21 protein-coding genes are annotated in these 17,117 nt (G+C 38.9%); all 21 read right to left on the reverse strand.

Going from position 1 to position 17,117, the window contains the following annotated elements; genetic code table 11:
• Positions 1 to 31: 31 nt before the first annotated feature.
• Positions 32 to 277 carry a BhlA/UviB family holin-like peptide gene (locus D1606_RS14000; RefSeq protein ID WP_119416641.1) on the reverse strand — a complete coding sequence of 82 codons (246 nt, stop codon included), beginning with the start codon at positions 275 to 277 and terminating at the stop codon, positions 32 to 34.
• Between the two features lie 74 nt (positions 278 to 351).
• Entirely contained in the window at positions 352 to 501 is a 150-nt protein-coding gene (locus D1606_RS18810) for a hypothetical protein (protein ID WP_158582389.1), read from the reverse strand.
• A 12-nt stretch (positions 502 to 513) separates the two neighbouring features.
• Positions 514 to 669, reverse strand: coding sequence for an XkdX family protein (locus tag D1606_RS14005; protein ID WP_119416642.1), 156 nt, complete (start codon positions 667 to 669; stop codon positions 514 to 516).
• Complete coding sequence (locus D1606_RS14010) at positions 669 to 878, reverse strand: D-alanyl-D-alanine carboxypeptidase (protein ID WP_119416643.1); 210 nt, start codon at positions 876 to 878, stop codon at positions 669 to 671. Before D1606_RS14010 ends, D1606_RS14005 begins: the two co-directional genes overlap by 1 nt.
• Positions 879 to 898: 20 nt before the next feature.
• Positions 899 to 3,163 (reverse strand): glycoside hydrolase family 78 protein, encoded by a 2,265-nt coding sequence (locus tag D1606_RS14015; RefSeq protein WP_119416644.1) that lies wholly within the window; start codon positions 3,161 to 3,163, stop codon positions 899 to 901.
• Positions 3,150 to 4,214: a reverse transcriptase domain-containing protein gene (locus D1606_RS14020; protein ID WP_119416645.1), complete on the reverse strand. Its 1,065-nt coding sequence runs from the start codon at positions 4,212 to 4,214 to the stop codon at positions 3,150 to 3,152. Before D1606_RS14020 ends, D1606_RS14015 begins: the two co-directional genes overlap by 14 nt.
• Before the next feature lie 251 nt (positions 4,215 to 4,465).
• Complete coding sequence (avd, locus tag D1606_RS14025) at positions 4,466 to 4,810, reverse strand: diversity-generating retroelement protein Avd (RefSeq protein WP_233548118.1); 345 nt, start codon at positions 4,808 to 4,810, stop codon at positions 4,466 to 4,468.
• Between the two features lie 28 nt (positions 4,811 to 4,838).
• Complete coding sequence (locus tag D1606_RS14030) at positions 4,839 to 5,210, reverse strand: hypothetical protein (RefSeq protein ID WP_119416647.1); 372 nt, start codon at positions 5,208 to 5,210, stop codon at positions 4,839 to 4,841.
• Positions 5,211 to 5,212: 2 nt separating this feature from the next.
• The gene (locus tag D1606_RS14035) at positions 5,213 to 5,536 is read right to left on the reverse strand and encodes a hypothetical protein (RefSeq protein WP_119416648.1); all 324 of its coding nucleotides are present in this window, start codon (positions 5,534 to 5,536) and stop codon (positions 5,213 to 5,215) included.
• Positions 5,537 to 6,385 carry a putative phage tail protein gene (locus D1606_RS14040; RefSeq protein ID WP_119416649.1) on the reverse strand — a complete coding sequence of 283 codons (849 nt, stop codon included), beginning with the start codon at positions 6,383 to 6,385 and terminating at the stop codon, positions 5,537 to 5,539. It lies immediately after the preceding gene.
• Entirely contained in the window at positions 6,382 to 7,479 is a 1,098-nt protein-coding gene (locus D1606_RS14045) for a baseplate J/gp47 family protein (RefSeq protein ID WP_119416650.1), read from the reverse strand. Before D1606_RS14045 ends, D1606_RS14040 begins: the two co-directional genes overlap by 4 nt.
• Positions 7,457 to 7,930: a DUF2634 domain-containing protein gene (locus D1606_RS14050; RefSeq protein WP_119416651.1), complete on the reverse strand. Its 474-nt coding sequence runs from the start codon at positions 7,928 to 7,930 to the stop codon at positions 7,457 to 7,459. Before D1606_RS14050 ends, D1606_RS14045 begins: the two co-directional genes overlap by 23 nt.
• Positions 7,931 to 8,203: 273 nt before the next feature.
• Complete coding sequence (locus tag D1606_RS14060; RefSeq protein WP_119416653.1) at positions 8,204 to 9,220, reverse strand: XkdQ/YqbQ family protein; 1,017 nt, start codon at positions 9,218 to 9,220, stop codon at positions 8,204 to 8,206.
• Positions 9,217 to 9,870 carry a LysM peptidoglycan-binding domain-containing protein gene (locus D1606_RS14065; RefSeq protein WP_119416654.1) on the reverse strand — a complete coding sequence of 218 codons (654 nt, stop codon included), beginning with the start codon at positions 9,868 to 9,870 and terminating at the stop codon, positions 9,217 to 9,219. The genes D1606_RS14060 and D1606_RS14065 overlap by 4 nt, the downstream gene beginning before the upstream one ends.
• A 17-nt stretch (positions 9,871 to 9,887) precedes the next feature.
• Positions 9,888 to 13,109: a hypothetical protein gene (locus tag D1606_RS14070; protein ID WP_119416655.1), complete on the reverse strand. Its 3,222-nt coding sequence runs from the start codon at positions 13,107 to 13,109 to the stop codon at positions 9,888 to 9,890.
• Between the two features lie 181 nt (positions 13,110 to 13,290).
• Complete coding sequence (locus D1606_RS14075) at positions 13,291 to 13,779, reverse strand: phage tail assembly chaperone (protein ID WP_119416656.1); 489 nt, start codon at positions 13,777 to 13,779, stop codon at positions 13,291 to 13,293.
• Between the two features lie 14 nt (positions 13,780 to 13,793).
• Positions 13,794 to 14,237: an endoglucanase gene (locus D1606_RS14080; RefSeq protein WP_119416657.1), complete on the reverse strand. Its 444-nt coding sequence runs from the start codon at positions 14,235 to 14,237 to the stop codon at positions 13,794 to 13,796.
• A gap of 19 nt (positions 14,238 to 14,256) precedes the next feature.
• Complete coding sequence (locus tag D1606_RS14085) at positions 14,257 to 15,645, reverse strand: phage tail sheath subtilisin-like domain-containing protein (protein ID WP_119416658.1); 1,389 nt, start codon at positions 15,643 to 15,645, stop codon at positions 14,257 to 14,259.
• Entirely contained in the window at positions 15,645 to 15,860 is a 216-nt protein-coding gene (locus D1606_RS14090) for a YqzN/YkzM domain-containing protein (RefSeq protein ID WP_119416659.1), read from the reverse strand. The genes D1606_RS14085 and D1606_RS14090 overlap by 1 nt, the downstream gene beginning before the upstream one ends.
• Positions 15,853 to 16,689: a hypothetical protein gene (locus D1606_RS14095; RefSeq protein WP_119416660.1), complete on the reverse strand. Its 837-nt coding sequence runs from the start codon at positions 16,687 to 16,689 to the stop codon at positions 15,853 to 15,855. Before D1606_RS14095 ends, D1606_RS14090 begins: the two co-directional genes overlap by 8 nt.
• Positions 16,689 to 17,117 carry a hypothetical protein gene (locus D1606_RS14100; RefSeq protein WP_119416661.1) on the reverse strand — a complete coding sequence of 143 codons (429 nt, stop codon included), beginning with the start codon at positions 17,115 to 17,117 and terminating at the stop codon, positions 16,689 to 16,691. Before D1606_RS14100 ends, D1606_RS14095 begins: the two co-directional genes overlap by 1 nt.

Consider the following 17,117-nt stretch of genomic DNA (forward strand, 5'->3'; position numbering starts at 1 on the left):
GATATATTGTTTTAATTTTTCTGTTGTCATTTTAATCATCCTTTTCCGTAAATTTTTCAATGCGATCCACACGAGTTTCTAATGATGATAAACTTCTATTTATCCCCTCTAGCGCAGTCGCCGTTTTTGCTTGGGATTCGTTTGAACGTTCTAAATGAGCCATGAGTTTATTTTCTCGCTGTTCAGAACGTCTCATTACATAAATCGTCAATAACACACATAAAATCGCCCATACTGCTTGGCTTGTTGCTATTTCACTTGCTGTTTTTACATCCATTGGCTACACCTACTTTTCTTCAAAATTAAAGAGCTATTCTGATAAGCTCCTTAATAAGAAATTTTTACTTTTCACTAATTCAATTCACTTTTCATGAGCTCATTAATGATACTTTCTTGCTCTACTGTCTCATTTACAAGGCTCATGATTGTTTCGGCTTGTTGATTAATCAATTCATCCTGTTTACGGATGGTTTCGATTAATTCTAATTTCACGTTACTCAATTTTTACACTTCCTACGCTTGTTCAAAATCAATGCCAGTAATCGTTTTATATTCTTCCAGCGAAATTTCGCCGAATGGATTTGATTTGGTTTTTACTGCACCTTTAAGTAATTCAGCGGTTACCCAACCCCATTTATATGCATTTGTCCAAAAAGTATAGTTGCTCATTAGTCAACACCTCCTTTCAAAGCCATGACTTCTATTTTTAAATCTGCTAATTCTTGTCCTAATTGTTCCAGTTTAGCGTCTTTTTCTATATTTTTAATTTTTTCTTGAGCAAGTAAAAAACCCAAGCTTTGCAGCTGGGTTTCTTTTGCTTTTGTTAATTCTTCTTGTGCACGAATTTCTTGTAAAGGCGTTCTTGTGATTGGTTTCATCTATTTTTCCTCCCTTTTTATTAGTCGAATGTTAGACCAATTGCGTCGATTGAAATTGGTAACAATGAATCATTTGCAGTAACTGTTACGCGTATGTTGATTGCAAATTGTTCTGCAGTCTTTTCAGAATTTGCGAAGTTGTAATAATCCATCGCTAAAAATTCTGCTGTGGCATCTTCCCAAACCGGGGCAACATCTAGTGCGTTATTTGAGAATTCCACTTTAATTGACGCTTTATTTGCACCATCAACAGGCAATATATAATCGGCCGCAAATAAAATTCGACGTGCTGCAATGGCATTTGTATTGATTGGCGTCGCGAGAGTAAATTCTAACTTGTTGCCTGCTCGGATTTTTCTAGCTGCTGAATAAACACCAACAGCAGTTGTACTAGCATCAATGGCAGCCATTCTCCAGTAGTACGTTTTATTCATATTCAAATCGACTTGCAAATCGTACGTTACTGCTTGTCCTTGCTGGATATTGAATATGCCTTCTACCGGAATATCGTAACCATTTACTTTCCATCCAGAACGGTTTTGGTCACTTCTAAAAGTTAATACGTCCATTTCAAATTTAGAGTCTTCACAAATTTGAATAGCAAAGTGTTGACCATTATCTTCTGGATCAGTACCGATAATTGCACTAAATGTTGGTTTCAAAACAGTTCGATAATTGTCGATTGGTCCTGTTAAAATCGGTGTGCTTGGTGTTGCATTCGTTCGGATATACGCTTTATCGCTCGTTTTTGATAATCCGTTTGGATCCCAAACAGTTAATGTTGCGTAATAAATAACGCCGTCTGTTAATACACCATTGGTTACTTGATGTTTATTGACGTTTTTATAAACTTTTGAAGAATCATAAACTAGAACATCTGATGTATTAAATATTTTTAATTGGTACGCCATTTGTGATTCTAAATCTAAATCTTCGAATGTCCACGTGAATTCAGGTGCAACACCTGTACCAGCTGGATTTTCGGCATCATTTGTACCAGGTTGCAAATCTGTGATATTTGGCGCACGGTTCGGTAAAAAGAACTCATAATTTGTATACTCAGATGGGACATCATATTTATCCCAAACGCGTACTTTAAATTTATATCGTGTGCCCCAAGTTAATAGATTGTCTGGTACTTGATAAAATGATTGAGTTGACGTTATTTTGCCAGAATCTTTGATTATATTACCGTTTGTATCTTCAATAATATATTGATATGCGGATTGGGAATCACCACTATCTGTGTCAGAAAATGAATGAACTAAAATAGGCGATAATTTATCAACAATTGATAGATTTGCCAAATCCCCTTTTGGTTCGACAATCGTTGCTGTCGGAACTGCATTTGTTTTTGTAAATGTATATTCTCGAGTTGATTTAGCGCCTTTTGCGTCAGTTGCTTCAACTGTAATCGTTGAAGTGACATTCAAAGGAATACTTGCCCATTGATTACTTGTGATACTGATGGTTTGCGTTGTATTTTGAGTGATTCCGTTTTTTGTATTTAAAACCGTTCCATTTAACTTTTCTACAACATTTACTACATCGCCTTCTGGGTCAGAGACTTGATAATTTACGTTGAACGGACCTGTTTTATTTCCTAAGTTCTGTACATCGCCTGAGATCAGAGGAGAAGAATTCAGAACTTCAAGGACGGGGCGGAACCCGATATCCGTACCGCGACTAGACGACGCAATGTAGCCCCTGTAGCGCGCCGAAATGTAGCCACGAACAGCGCGGTAAGAGCCATTAGCTGTATAAGTTTCTTGCGCCCATGAATACATGTTATACCAATTCCAAAATTGGTTATGTGTCCCGTTTCGATTTGCTGAATTATTCGTTAATTCCGTCGCAGTAGGAGTTGGTAAGCCTACAAGACCTGCCTCATTTACAATCCAGCGATCCCATTCGTTGCTAGTAGGCGAACCACCAGAATAAGCATCAGTACCACGATAGTTACTACCACCAGTTAACGAACGAATTTTGTATTGTTGTCCGTCAACTGTAATTGTTTTACCAAAAATCAATGATTGTGCATTTAAATCATCCCAGGAGATAGACTGGATAATTGCACGGTCTGCAACTAAATATTTTTTTCCTCCATCATTGATTTCACGCCATTGCAATTTATATGCATCAGATGTGTCTGTATCACGAATTTCGATCACTTGACCGGCAGAAAAGGCAGGTATGTCCCCACCATTTATTGGATTAGTTGGTCTCGCTTTTTTTGCTCCGCCGAGATATAGCGTACCTAATTTAATTAAATCACCTGTTGCCAAATCGTTCAGCTCCTTCAATTTTTATATATGGATATGGTTCAAAAATCTTTTTGGCCAAATTAAAAGAGTTACTATGGCGTGCATGGCCTAGCCAGCTATTAACTGCTTGCTGCACGTTTCGTAACTCTATTTCACCGCTTTTTAACTTTTTATCCATGCCTTTTATCCGTCTTTTCATAGCCTTCTTCGATTGATTTCTAACTAATCGATGTGTTGTCCAAATTTTATAACCGTATGCATTCACACCTTGTTTTAAAGGAAATATTTGCGACTTTTTAGGATTTGCTGTGATGTTTAATTTATCAGAGACAAATGACTTCATTTTTTGTAATAACTTCTGTGCCTTTTCTTTTCCATCTACAACAGCTACTACATCATCCATGTATCTCACGTAATAACGAATGCCTAGATATCGTTTGATGTATTGATCTAGCTCATTTAAGTAAATGTTTGCAAAATCCTGAGAAGTCACATTTCCTAATGGAATGCCACATTTTCCTTCTGGACTACTATTGATAATTAAATCCAACAGCCATAAGGTTTTCTTACATTTGATTTTCTTTCGAAGAATGCGTTTAAGAATTTCTCTATCAATAGAATAAAAGAATTTACTGACATCAAATTTCACAATCCACGGTTCTTCGTATTCTCTTTCAGCTATTCTCATGTCTCTTTGCACAGCATCAACAGCTGCATGTGTACCTCGTTCTTCTAAACACGCATAAGAATCGGAAATAAAGACATTTGCATAGACATTTTTAATGATATTGTGTGTTGCAAATTGTACGATTTTATCACGTACACGTGGTGCTGATACCCAACGTTCTTTTGGTTCGTAAACTTTGAAACGAATATACTCGCTAACTCGATATTGTCCAGTTTTTAATTCATCCCAAAGCCTAACTAGATTAACATCTTCTAATATTGAGAAAAGTACAGCATCTTTTCTGAACTTGCGTTCCCCTTTTACCACTTGATGATAGGAATATTCAAGATTTCCAAAAGCTATTATTTTCTCATATAAATCATCATATTGAATTATTTTCGCCATAACGGCTCCTTTCTGGTCGGCGCTATGACTATTCATGTGTTTACGTCATAGACGAAGGATTACGGCTCCCTTGAAGTTATTTCAAAGCCATGTCAATACATCCGTAAACGTATTGAACATAATGTTTCTAACAGGGCGGGGCGGAACCCGATATTCGTATTGCGATTAGACGACGTATTGTTGTTCCAGTTGCGCGCCGAATTGTTGCCACGAATAGCGCGATTCGAGCCATGTAGCCGTAACCCTATTCTTTATTTAGTTGATTTCATCCAACCACCCAAAATGCGACCAATTTCACTTAATTTCTGTTGTATTTGATAATTCTTTTTCTGGGTGATGTATTTTTGCTTTTTAGCCAAATTAAAAAGGATGAGTAAGAGCTTTAAATAAGCATCTACCTCCTCCTGATACATACGTCTTTTATGGCGTATATTATTAGCAAGTAAAATATTTCTTAATAGTGCATAAAATGCCTGCTTAATTTCCTGTGATAATGCGAATTTTTCTGATTTTGGAAAATTAATAAGAACTGGATAAACATTATTAAGTAATTCTTCTGCTTTTTTATATATGACTAAATCGCTTGATTGTAACACTAATATTATCTCCTAACAATTACATTATCTATGGTAAGTAAATTCGTTGTAGCCCTTGGTCATGTGCTCCTGCAGCAAGAGTAATTCCGTCTAATGCCTCAAAATTATCTACGAAAATATTTGATGTTAAACCACTTGTAACTGAAGCTTTTAACAATAAAAATTCAAATCGCAAATTCTTTTGCATACGATCTGATTCTCCAATATAGTCAACAATATTATTCAATCGATCATGTGCTTTATCGATACCAGTTTCTAAATTGTTACCACGCTTTGCTGTAAATTTTACCCCTGGATGCGAATTATCGCCTTCCGGATCAACTACTTTATCATGCCAAACGGTTGGTATATGATCATACTTTTCATCAAGCAAGTCTTTTAATTCAATCACATCTGCCATTCTTACTCAGCTCCTTCTTCTTGTACTTTGACAAACATTTTAAATGCGATTTGCCAGCCATCGTCACCTTTTTCAATGATTCCCGTACCTGTTACCAATGGAATACCATTTTCGTTTACTAAAACAGCTTTTTCGATGTTTCCGGCAGGCTCGTCTTCGATTTCGATGTAATGCTTTAAAAAACCATCACGGATGACCGTATTAGTAATCGGGTATTCGTATTCTGCGCCATTAATCGTAATAAACGCTTTTTTAGCGATGGATGCGATTAAACGACGCGATTCTTCTGCGTAAAATTCATTTATTTTATAAGTGAAATCATTCATTTACCATTCTCCTCCCGTTTCAATTTCGCCACATACAGGGCAAATAACTCTATAGCAATAATTTTCTTGATTGATAGAAATAGACGATTCTTGCGTACTAGCTAGCTTATTTAATGTGGTCATTTCGCCCGTTTCTGGATAATTCTTTGCATACGAGTATCCGCTGTCTGTAAGACTTGTAGATTTACATTCGATGATAGATACCATCTTTTCTGACACCGGGTATTCAACTTCGAAAATATATGAATCATCTTTATTTTCAATGATTCCTGTGTCAAACTGTGAAAAGTTCTTTTCACCAGAAAACTCGCCGGTTTCTGGGTAGTAGACTGGGTAGTGATAAGTACCTCCCGTCACAACTATGGATCCAGCTTCGATTACTCGTTCGAAGATTGGTAAAAGATGTGCTGGTTTGACATCCTCGATGGCTTGACGTAGACCGATGCCAATTTTGCTGTCAACAGGAATGATAATACGAAATGCATATTCTTCACCTTCTTCTTCAACGGTTGCATTTTTCTTATCTACGAAGTTGTTCACAATCATTTCCATACGGTAACGCGAAATAGAGAAGTATTTATTCAGTTCATAAAGCACTTGCTGAATACGTTCTTTATCCATCCTATTAGCCATGTTTTTTATGCCTAATTTTTCTTCCCAATAGTTTAAGGACCAGGATGCTTTTTGCGGAAATGCCTGGTCGATTGTTTGTTTTATGATAACTGATATTTCATCCATTATTTTTCCGTTAGCTTCAAAAATGGACAAGGCATAATCATCATTATTATAGATTGGTGTAACGGACTCGAGCATTTCTTTCCCTGTTTTCGTAGTGATTTTCATACTCATAAAGCCGTCACCTCACCTACAACTGCTCTTTCCCCTATTTGTAAAATGATATTTTTTGTTGAATCATTTAGTAATACATCGCTACAATCCGATACGCCTGTAGTATTGACGATAGTTGCAATCACTTCTGCCCATTTCACAAGTGGTAAATCAGAGAAGTATGAATTTACGGAAGATTTGATGTTCTCGATTACGTCAGCCATTTGATAGCCAGTTTCTATTTCGAGAGTAAACTGAATATCGATAGGAATTAGTGTAATTGTATCAACGGTAACGATTGCGCCGATTGGAGCACGACCACCGCCTTTATCTTCATCCGGTGCAATATGTTCTTGTACCGCTGCAATCAATTCCTCTGACGCTAACTCTCGTTCACTGTTTGTAATCAACACTTTTACTGTTTTAGGGCCATTCCATAACGGCAAAACAATGACATCGCCAACACCTGAAACTTCCTTAGCCCATTTAACATAATCGCTTCTTGCGCCACTTAATGGTTTATTCTGATGGTGTTCAATAATCCGTTGTCGATAAGTTTCATCATCTTCCACATCTGTTCCATCTTTTAACGGTTCCTCGTTTGTAATAGATGTTATACCTGGGATAGAATTAACGATTCCTTGTATGGTACCAGCTGGCACATTACTAATAGCTCCCGCCTCAAGCGCCATTACTCGTAACGAAATAATGCCTTCTTCGGGTACAGTTCCATTCTCAGTAATTTTAAAAAGCAATCCAGCCTCATTTTCATCACCAATTGTAGATACAACAGAACCTGCCTCTATTGGAGTACCGGGTTTGCCTCTTAGAGTCACGTTCCCTACAGCAAAAGCTGCAGGTCGTCGAATAACGCCAATCGGTTCGCCATGATAGTCCAAAAATGGTCCACTCGCAAATTGTGGAAACATCATCATTAAAGTTAGTGTAAGCTCGTATTCAACCAACCGAGACCTTACCATTGCAGTGGGCGCTGTATGATCCCAATATAAAGACCCCTCCGACGTTTCATAATTTGGAGGGGCCATATCAATCATTCTTTTATGAATTTCTTCCTCTGATTCTTGTAAAAAATCAGGCAGCACGAATTCTGCCACTTAGCTCGCCTCCTCTATCGACTTCAACAACATCAATGCTGTATATACTTTCTACAATGAAAGTGATATGACAGGAATCTCCTTCCCATTCGAAAGTAAAGTCTAGAACATCAACAGTGCGTTCATCCACCAAAAGTGCTTCTGTAATGCTACGTTTGATTTCGCTTTCTGCGATATCTCTGTCATAGTCAGCCTCCATGATTGCTTCGAATTCTATGCCAAAGTCGGTACTATATGCTGCACATTGATACCTTTCTGTGAGTAAACATTTAATGACCCAAAACCGATAAGCATCAATTGCTGTACCGTTTATGGTTCTGCCAGAACCGGTAACAATTGTTTTTTTCCCTTCATGATCAAATTTACGAGCATATATATCACTAAGCGTTTCGATTTCTTCGTCAGCAACTAAATCCGGCTCATCAAAAGTTGGATATAACACTTCTGCCATATTACTTCACCTTCCCCATAACAACGTACGTATGTCCATCCTCAATTGGAATACATAGTACTCTGCTGCCTGGTATTAGAGATGATTCCGCCTGCTCCCATACGTGATAATCATCTTTTGGTATGGTTCTACTAAATCCGTCAAGCAGTAAATCTAATTTACTATCCAATGTTCCGAATACTGGAAACTGAATGGCAGCGTTCGTTTCTTTTTTAGATGTCCCTTTTATTGCACGAGCTAAATCATTTACGAAATGAATAATTAGTCATATCATCACACCTTTTTAATTTTCAATGTCATTTTTCTTGACTTTAAATCCCTTGATACACTTTCAACTATGCAGTCAATAGTAATCTGTTCACCTTTCTTATTCTTAGCGCTGACCGTACCAGCTGCTATCTTAATTTTGTCCCCTTTTCGTAACCATGGAATATCGGGATGGACAACAGGCATTGTCACCACTGGTTTACCGTTTTCTTTCAACAAATCATTTGCAGCATTTTTCGCATCGCCCATATTTTCGAAACTGGATTTAAACAATATCTTTTGAAGTGTCCCAAATTCTGTTTTGCCCGTTACTGTTGTTTCAACTTTTGGTCTTGTCTTCTTCGATTCGTTACCGTAAATCTTTACTTTCGTAACCAAACTCTCGATTGTTCGTTTATCCGAGCTACTTTCAAGCGTATCTTTTAGCAATTCATAAACAATTTTATTAGAACCTTCCTTGACGACTTCTAGCTTTCCTTTTGTTGAGAGTGTAATAAAATTACCAGCGCCTTTTTCTTTGGATTCTTCTAATCGCTTTGCAATGGTTTCACCAATTTTCCCTTTATAAATCTTTTTAGCCAGTGCTACATTCGGACCACTAATATCACCTAACGGAATTCCTGTTTCACTTGCTATTTGCTTGATACTACTTGACGCTGTCATACCTTTTGTAAAATAGTAATGTTCTTCTGATTGCATCGTTGCATATAACGGATCGTAAGCCGTGATGTTCACTGTACGATTTTCAGAAACGGATTCCCAACTATAAATGGAACCACGAAATATTTCCTTCCACCCATCTCCATCAGTCGCTTGCAACACAAGTCTTTTAGATAAAAAAACATGATTATGCACCCAAGCACCATCACGTTTGATATCTTTAAAAGTTAATTTAAGGCGTGCCGCCATTTCATCTTTCATTTCTTCATGAGTCGCAGACAGTATCAAGTCTGTAACATCAAGTTTATTGCCGCTTGGTGGTAATAATATGACGCGATAATCTACTTTCGTTAAATCAATCATGATAACCACCCAGATGGAATTGTGAATTTTTCTCCTGGATAAATTAGATTAGGATTTTTACTCTTGCTTTTACCTTTATTTAAAGACCACATTTCAGTCCATTTAATCCCTTTTCCTGTGTATTTTCGAGCAATATTCCACAAATTATCACCAGGTTTTATGGTATACGATTTTGGTTTAGGTTTCGTCTCACGTACTTTCTTTTTGCCAGAGGATTGGGATTTTATTTCTTTCACAGTAAAATCTCTGTATTCAGTAAGCTCTAATGTATAATTTACATCCCCTAACCCTCCTGATAATTCTGGGTTAAATGTCGAAATTGAAACAGGTATATTCCAGTTTGTGCCCGTGACAAGAAAACGCAATTTTTTTCCGCTAGCTCTTTTTTCTTCTGACCATTTTCTAATTTGTTTCACGATATCTTCAGGGTCTAAATCTGAATATCGTTTCGGTACATTTTGATTTGGACCAGGTAGTAGACCACTCATTGAAAACTTAATAGGTACTCGTCCACGAGGCAATTCAATATCGCCTAAATTAATGGAATCAAACGTTTGTGTTTTAGTTCCGATTTGAACTTTTAAAGTTTCTGGCGCAATCGGAAAAATAAGTTTCTTCTTTGTTGTAGCGTCAATTAATACAAATTTCAAATTCTATCGCCCCATTCCTAAGTAGCTAAATTAGAAAGTGCATCATTTAATTGCTTAACGACTTCCATACCGAATAAATCAAGAATTTCACTCGTAATTGCTTCTGCATCGAAGCCGCCGGAACCGTCTACAGTTAACAATATCGGGGCACTGATAGTGATGCCTGAAACTGCACCACTCGGTGTACTAACAGGCATATCCATCGCCGGAACGAGAGGTTCTCCACCTACAAGACCGCCATTTGCATATGGTCGAACGCCTAACATTTGACCAGTTTTTTGGTAAAGATCCATTGCTCGATTACGTCTACCACTTGATAAAGGGATAATCATTTCCGGACCAGCTTCACCAACCAAACCTAAATGAGGTTGACTAATCAGTCCACCGTTTGCATGCTTAGGGACATTTGGTGCCGACACACTTGGAATGCTCGGAACACTTACACTATTAATTCGACCGGCCAGACCACTTAATGCTGATTTAACTGCTGCTGCGCCAGATTGTATACCGTTTAAACTAACTACCCATCCACTTGCTTGGCCTAAATAGGAAGCTAAAATAGATGCGTTACCACTCACTCTTGCACCAGCTGATTGAACAGGGCTAAAACCAGCCACAACCCATCCACTCGCCATCCCAAGGTAAGAAGTAAGGATATTAGCATTTGTCGCAATCAAGTTTCCGGTACCTTGCAAACTATAAAATCCTCCAACGACCCATCCTGATGCTTGTGCAACATATGAAGATAAGATATTCATATTATTTGTTAGCATAGCACCAGCCGATTGCATACCATTAAAGGCACCGACAACCCATCCGCTCGCTTGTCCTAAATAAGATAATAGAATAGCCATATTGCTATTTATCGCTGCACCAGAAGTTTGCAGAGCTGAGAATCCCCCAACGACCCATCCTGATGCTTGCCCGATATAACTAGTTAAAGTACTCATATTAGTAGTTGCTAATTGAGTTTGCTGTGCCAACGCCATCATCGACTCATTGACCATAGCTCCTGCGCTAGCAGAGGAATCGATAGGTGTTGCTCCTTGCGGAATAGGCGTTGCTCCTTGGGGCAGTGAATTAGTTTGAGTGGACGAAGAAGTAGTTGAGGCTTCAGCCTTTTTAGGACCGAAAAGCCAATTCATGACTTTTTCTCCACCAATAGCACCTCCAATACCGCCCAAAAGTCCACCAGCGACTCCACCTATAGCCGTTCCTACACCGGGGACAACTGAACCTAACGCTGCACCACCCATCGCACCAAGCTTAGCTCCTGCAATACCTCCGCCTAAAGACCCTATATTGCCTGCTAAAGTGTCCTTCGTAGAACCAGCTAATGCTGTAATCCCTAACAAACCACCAACAATAGGTACTTTTTTTAGTAGTGATCCCGCTCCTCCTAGCTTCGGCATTTTTGAGAGTTTTGGCATTTTAGGCAACTTCCAGTTCTTTGGATTTAAATAACTTGTCCATCCTTTAGATGGAGGCGGAGCTTTTGGAACCGGTTGAGCTTTTGGAACTGTCTGTTGTTTAGGTACCGGTTTAGATGATATTGGATTTCCATATTGGTCTACAATAACCGGCTTTTTTGCAGGAGCCGATGGTTTTGTTTCTTTTACCGTTGTCACAACAGGCGCGCTAGGCGCACCGCCTTTGCCTCGTCCTAACGTTTTATTGTAAGCCCATTTTCCAGTATTAACTAGCATACCGCCGCCTTTTAATAATGGAGATAGGGCCATTGATCCAAGAGCTAATGCCCCAAGACTAGCAATACCAGCACCGCCAATAGCACCGCTGGTTTCTTTTGAAAAAATCCCATTTTTCTTTATTGATGAACCGACATCCCCCCACATACCACCGATAGTTGACATTCCTTCTTTTATACCTGTAACGATGCCTTTAAAAATTGCTTCGCCAATAGAAAGTCCTGTTTTTTCTGCCCAAGGCTTTCCGGTCGATGTCCACCATTGGTCTAATGTGGGTTTGCCTTTTGAAGACCACCATTTGCTGACTGAACCGCCTACATCATCCATGATAAAATTAAGTTTTCCTTCGAAAGATAGCTTTTTGAATTGAGGATTACTAAAATAATCGTTAACCTCACCGAATCCAGTTCGAATCTTTTTTATACCCCAAGTAATCCCTTGACTCATGGTGTTACCAAATTCTTTAAAGCCTTTACCTTCTACCATTTTATTTAGGTCAGCAATTAATGGCTTTGCCGCTTGCAATCCCGATTTACCCATTTCAGTAAATTTTAATTTCGTTGTATCAATTAGTTTCTGCCAACGGACATAACCAGTATCATTTACTCGATTTAAGTAATTTTGGGAGTACCCCATTTTGCCAAGAACCTTATCTAACGCTTCTAATTTTCTTTGCATTGTCGGCGCTGTTTTAATAGAAGCAAGCATTGTCTTAGGCAAATTGAAACGTTCAGCTAAACTAATTAAGTCACCAGATAATGCTTCGCGAATAGCGAATGATGCACCTTCCATACCTTCAAGCGGATTAGATGCCGCCAATCTTTCAGTAATACCAACTGCATATTTCAATTCTTTTAAGTTTTTGGTTAAAGGAACAAATGCGCGTCCAGAACCAAAGAAATCTTCCTGGCTAAACATGGAGTCTGCGCCAGCCTTATTTAAAAAGTCAAAGAATTTATTAGCGGCTTTTTGATTTTTGCCAAATAGACTCGTTACTTGAACTTGAGCCAATTCCATTTGTGCTGCCGCTCCTACGGTGGCGTCTAAGAAGCTTTTTGCGCCAACAACTGAAAGGGCTACCGTCACCATAGCTGGAATACTCGTTAAACTTTGATGTAAAAATCTAACTGTTTTCGAGGCCATGTCAATCGCACGAATCGTAAAACTGTAGCTTCTACCGGCTACTCGCTGAGTAAATGAACTGATACCAGAAATTACTTTAGAAGCTCTATCAACAGCGCGAACAGTAATATCCCATTTTGAAGAGGACAACTTGTTTAACCTCGATTTTTGTTTTTCCATTGCTCCCTGGAATTTCGTTACATGACCAATGGCTTTTTGAGTTGACCTTCCGACATCTTCAATTCCATTTGAAGCAATCTTAGATGACTTTCCCCATTCCTCTAAATTTCTTTCAGCCCTTTTAAGAGTTTTTTCAAAGCCTTCTACATCTTTTTCAGCCTTTTTTAAGCCGTCCGAATATTCGTCAATGGTTTCGATTGGTATCTCAATACGATAAACTTCCTTTTCCATTCAGTTCACCTCCTCTGATTCCTTAAGCGATCTTGTTCTCTTTTAATGGCCATTCTTTCTTCATATTCAGCTTCGAGCTTCGTTTGCATGGATAATAAGGCAAATTTTTGAACGCCTTCAGGTTTACCCATTATTTCATCTGGCAGCCTGCCAGTACGCTGAAAAATCTCATGCAGGAGTGTTAATCTCCCTCCTGCTTTAATGAGTTTTTTATAATTTCTGTATCATCTGAAAATCCACTAATATCATCGATTTTATCGATAATGGCTTTTTTCTCTCCAGCTAAAAGGACCTTATCAATCAAATCTGGGCCATTTACGACGTTCAATTTATTCCATGCCTCTTTGTTATTCCAAAGCTTGACACGATCTTTCTCAACTGTTGCATGATAAATAAGAAGCGAACGGAATCGCGTAACATCTGTTTCTTCCGCTACCTTAACGCCACCTAAATTTTTAGCCTTTCGGAATTTAGTAGCTTGGTCTTGTAAATCGTTATATTGTTTTTCAGTTAATCCGTGTATGTCGAATGAAAAGAAAACTTTTCCTTTTCGTGCAATCTCGATAGTAACTGTTTCATCTTGTTGATCCTCATATGCAGCAAGTAAACCATCGAGGACAGAGCCCTCGATAGCTAATAATTCTTCATTATTTAGTTGATTTTCTGACATTTAAAACCCTCCAATTAGTCTTTTTGATGTGAGCGTAATACACCTGTAAAATTTAAATCCGGAATACGTTCGCCTTTTTTAAACCCGTTCAAAATCTTCACTAACAATTTGTCTCGTACTACTGTTTCCGTAAACGTTAAATTGAAGGAATATCCTGTTGTAATACCCCAAACAATGAATTCACCGGCTGGTTGGTAATCGGATGTATTAAAATTCATTTGAGCTTGCCATGTGTTAACTTCGGCTAGAAAGTTCCCATCTTCGTCATATAACTCACCATCTACACCATGTAAGATGTTTCGTGGATCGAATTCACCGGAATCCAATTCTTCTTGAAGTTCAGTTGGTACGTTCACGCGGAAACTCCATTCACGACTTAATAACTCTCCTGGTTGCACATTGGCAACATCAATGGAGCCGTCCGGAATACATTTTCGGAATATATATCTGCCATCCATATTTTTGCCCTCCTATTGATTAATATTGGAAACCAAATGATAAGTAAGCTTTTTCAAGGCCATCGAGATCGACTAAGTTATCGAATTTAAACCAAGCAGAATCTCCTTCTGGTGCATTGTCTGGATCCAGTATCATTGCGCCACTTGCTAAACCGCCCTCACGAATCATTTGACCAATTTCTCCATTGGCCAAAGTAATAAGTGATTGTTGGCCATCTGGTCCGTTATCTATTTCATTACTCATAGCCTTATCAAATTTAACTACAATGCGATCAATCAATTCGTAACGAGTACGTACTCGGCGAAGCTTTTTCCAACCCTCATCTTCATCTGAGCCGATTGAGACCAAAGTATTAATACCGTAATCAATTTGCGGTATTTCATCAGAATTAAGAGAAAATACCAGTAAACCACTTGTTGCCGCTGTATCATATTGGTCCGGAGCCAACTCGCCTACGATACTTAATGCGCCATCGATTGTTTTCTTGGTTAAGCTCGATTTATATGAACCTGAGATGAACATACCCATCACTCGTGCTGCTGCTCGCGAACCAAGCACTTCTTCACCGACGCTATTTAAAAAACCATTGCCTATATAAGCTACCGCAAAATCGTTGAATCCCTTTGCACGCTGAACTTTTGTTTCAAAATCATCATTTTTATTAGCTCCCAAGAATGTCGTTATTCTGAATCCCTCTTGGAGTTTACGGCGAACAAAAGCGTGCACTGCTGCGTGTACTACTGGGTCCTCTGTATCAACACCAATAGAATCAAAGAATTTAGATTCTGTGAGGCGCATTGCATTTGTATAATCTTCGCCGGTTGCTGTTGGATTAGTACCACCTATTGCCGCGACATTTACTGCATTTGTGATTTCTCCAGTTGCTTCAGTTAACATATTGAAGTAAATATCTTTTCCAAGTGCCTCTTTTAACGCTGCAACTTCATCCCCGCCTTTTGCAAAAGTAATTGACTCTAACTGCCGGCCACCTTCAATTACTAAGAATTCTTTTTTGGCAGGATCTAAAGCGTCACGCAAGGTAACAGAAAATTCTCTAGAAGTTGGATATTTGGTCGTTAAATTAATGCCTTTTGCATCCGTTGTCTCTAATTGCAACGAGCCCACTGTACCACCGTTACCAGCACGTACAACATGGACATACGATGCGCCGCCAGCAAATATTTCTGTGACTGCTTCTGCACCTTTACCAGTCCCGATTGTTGATTTAATATCACTTGCCGGGTTAAGCGTGATAACTTTATTCACCGGTCCCCAATCACTTTGAATAACTTGTGCACCCACACCAAGTGGGCGAGCGTAACGAGCATATCCGCCTGCATTGTACCAACGCACATAAATACCTGGACGTGGTTTTAATTCACCTAATTTAAACATTGCACCAAGCATTATTTAACCTCCCTGGTTTTAAATTTTTTTATAGCACTTTCAACTTGACGACGTGTAAACATGTCGCCTTCGAGCAAATATAAAGCGCCTGCTACTACCTCTGGGCGTTCCCCAAAAGATGTTGCAGACGCTTGGATTTCTTCACGATTATATACTGATTCAACTGCCAGTTTTTCTGGTAAAGTTGTTTCTTTCGAAACCTTTCTTTCAGACATTAACTTTGCCACCTCTTTCTTCATCGAAATATGCATTCTTTAATAATGTTTTTGGAACCTTGTCTTTAAGAATGCCAAATTGCACAGTCAACTGTACTTGCCCGTCTAAAAATGGATTTAATCCACTATCTGCAGATACTGCAGTAAACCTCATCAGAGAGTTGTCACTCATGTATGTTCTTAAATCCAATGCAAGCTGTCGTACTATTTTTTCGGTGTATACGCGTCGTATGGATACATCTGGTGATATGATGTGACAATTCAATTGCGCTGATATCCATGCTCCCCAATTCATAGGTTGTGTACTATTTATTTTCACTTGTCTCCAATAAGCTGCAGGTTTTTCATCTGTAGGAGACCATACGGCAGGGTCAGTTTGCAATTCTGTGAATTTAATTGCTGACCAATTTTGCATTGCTGCTACTGGATCTGGTTTGACTGTCGAATGAACTAGCCAAGCCAACGAATAAACTTGAAAACGAAGCCCTCTAGTTAGGGCATCCCATTCCTCATCCACGATGTCCTCACTTGCAGTGCCAATATATTCGATATAGTGTGGGACACCTTTCACATCGAACCTCTTCTTATTTAGCGCACTAATGACTTCTTTGGAAAGTTCGTCTACGTGCTGAAATGTTGTGCGTTTAACATATGGCCAAACCTCATATACAGTCGCAAAAGACGCGTATGCTTCACCAGCATTCTGATTACCTTCCCGTAAAACTAGGTGAGGTTTTGGCAAGTCTGGGCCTGCAGCGGAAGGTTCCCATACCTCTCCTTTTACCGTATGGACATTAGCGATGAGAATTTCCCTTAGTTCATCTCTCATTACGTACTCCCCCAATATTTACGCACCTGTCGTTTAATATCTGGTAATGCTGCCTTAACTGTAGGCTGAACAATAGGTTGAGCTTTCATCCCTTTTACAGATTTAACAAATATCGTTTTACCTCCAACAGTAAATCGTAAAAGCCCTCCGTTTTTAGCGGTTATAGGCCGTCCTTTAGGTCCATGTACGCCGGTACCTTCTTCCATATACCAACCAACTTTTGAACCGTGCGCTAAATAAATCGTCGCTCCACGATTTGATTTATCAGCCCCTCCATGTATGGCTCGTCTGGTATTACCTGTACGATCCGTCCAAGTAGCACCGCTTTTAGCGGTTTGTTCTAGATTTTCGCCAATATTTTGTGCTAAGGCATATAAACCTGCTACTTTGCGCTCGATATGTTCCTTTGTTCTATCTCCGAGTGACAT

Source organism: Rummeliibacillus sp. POC4, from assembly GCF_003576525.1.
Lineage (GTDB): Bacteria > Bacillota > Bacilli > Bacillales_A > Planococcaceae > Rummeliibacillus.

Excerpts from the sequence above, each read along its gene's own strand:
- D1606_RS14050 (WP_119416651.1), bottom strand. The coding sequence starts at position 7,930 with ATGGCAGAAGTGTTATATCCAACTTTTGATGAGCCGGATTTAGTTGCT.
- D1606_RS14085 (WP_119416658.1), bottom strand. The coding sequence starts at position 15,645 with ATGCTTGGTGCAATGTTTAAATTAGGTGAATTAAAACCACGTCCAGGT.
- D1606_RS14035 (WP_119416648.1), bottom strand. The coding sequence starts at position 5,536 with ATGAATGATTTCACTTATAAAATAAATGAATTTTACGCAGAAGAATCG.
- D1606_RS14095 (WP_119416660.1), bottom strand. The coding sequence starts at position 16,689 with ATGAGAGATGAACTAAGGGAAATTCTCATCGCTAATGTCCATACGGTA.
- D1606_RS14080 (WP_119416657.1), bottom strand. The coding sequence starts at position 14,237 with ATGGATGGCAGATATATATTCCGAAAATGTATTCCGGACGGCTCCATT.
- D1606_RS14090 (WP_119416659.1), bottom strand. The coding sequence starts at position 15,860 with ATGTCTGAAAGAAAGGTTTCGAAAGAAACAACTTTACCAGAAAAACTG.
- D1606_RS14030 (WP_119416647.1), bottom strand. The coding sequence starts at position 5,210 with ATGGCAGATGTGATTGAATTAAAAGACTTGCTTGATGAAAAGTATGAT.
- D1606_RS14100 (WP_119416661.1), bottom strand. The coding sequence starts at position 17,117 with ATGTCACTCGGAGATAGAACAAAGGAACATATCGAGCGCAAAGTAGCA.
- D1606_RS14020 (WP_119416645.1), bottom strand. The coding sequence starts at position 4,214 with ATGGCGAAAATAATTCAATATGATGATTTATATGAGAAAATAATAGCT.
- D1606_RS14000 (WP_119416641.1), bottom strand. The coding sequence starts at position 277 with ATGGATGTAAAAACAGCAAGTGAAATAGCAACAAGCCAAGCAGTATGG.
- D1606_RS14075 (WP_119416656.1), bottom strand. The coding sequence starts at position 13,779 with ATGTCAGAAAATCAACTAAATAATGAAGAATTATTAGCTATCGAGGGC.
- D1606_RS14005 (WP_119416642.1), bottom strand. The coding sequence starts at position 669 with ATGAGCAACTATACTTTTTGGACAAATGCATATAAATGGGGTTGGGTA.
- D1606_RS14040 (WP_119416649.1), bottom strand. The coding sequence starts at position 6,385 with ATGAGTATGAAAATCACTACGAAAACAGGGAAAGAAATGCTCGAGTCC.
- D1606_RS14070 (WP_119416655.1), bottom strand. The coding sequence starts at position 13,109 with ATGGAAAAGGAAGTTTATCGTATTGAGATACCAATCGAAACCATTGAC.
- D1606_RS14010 (WP_119416643.1), bottom strand. The coding sequence starts at position 878 with ATGAAACCAATCACAAGAACGCCTTTACAAGAAATTCGTGCACAAGAA.
- D1606_RS14060 (WP_119416653.1), bottom strand. The coding sequence starts at position 9,220 with ATGATTGATTTAACGAAAGTAGATTATCGCGTCATATTATTACCACCA.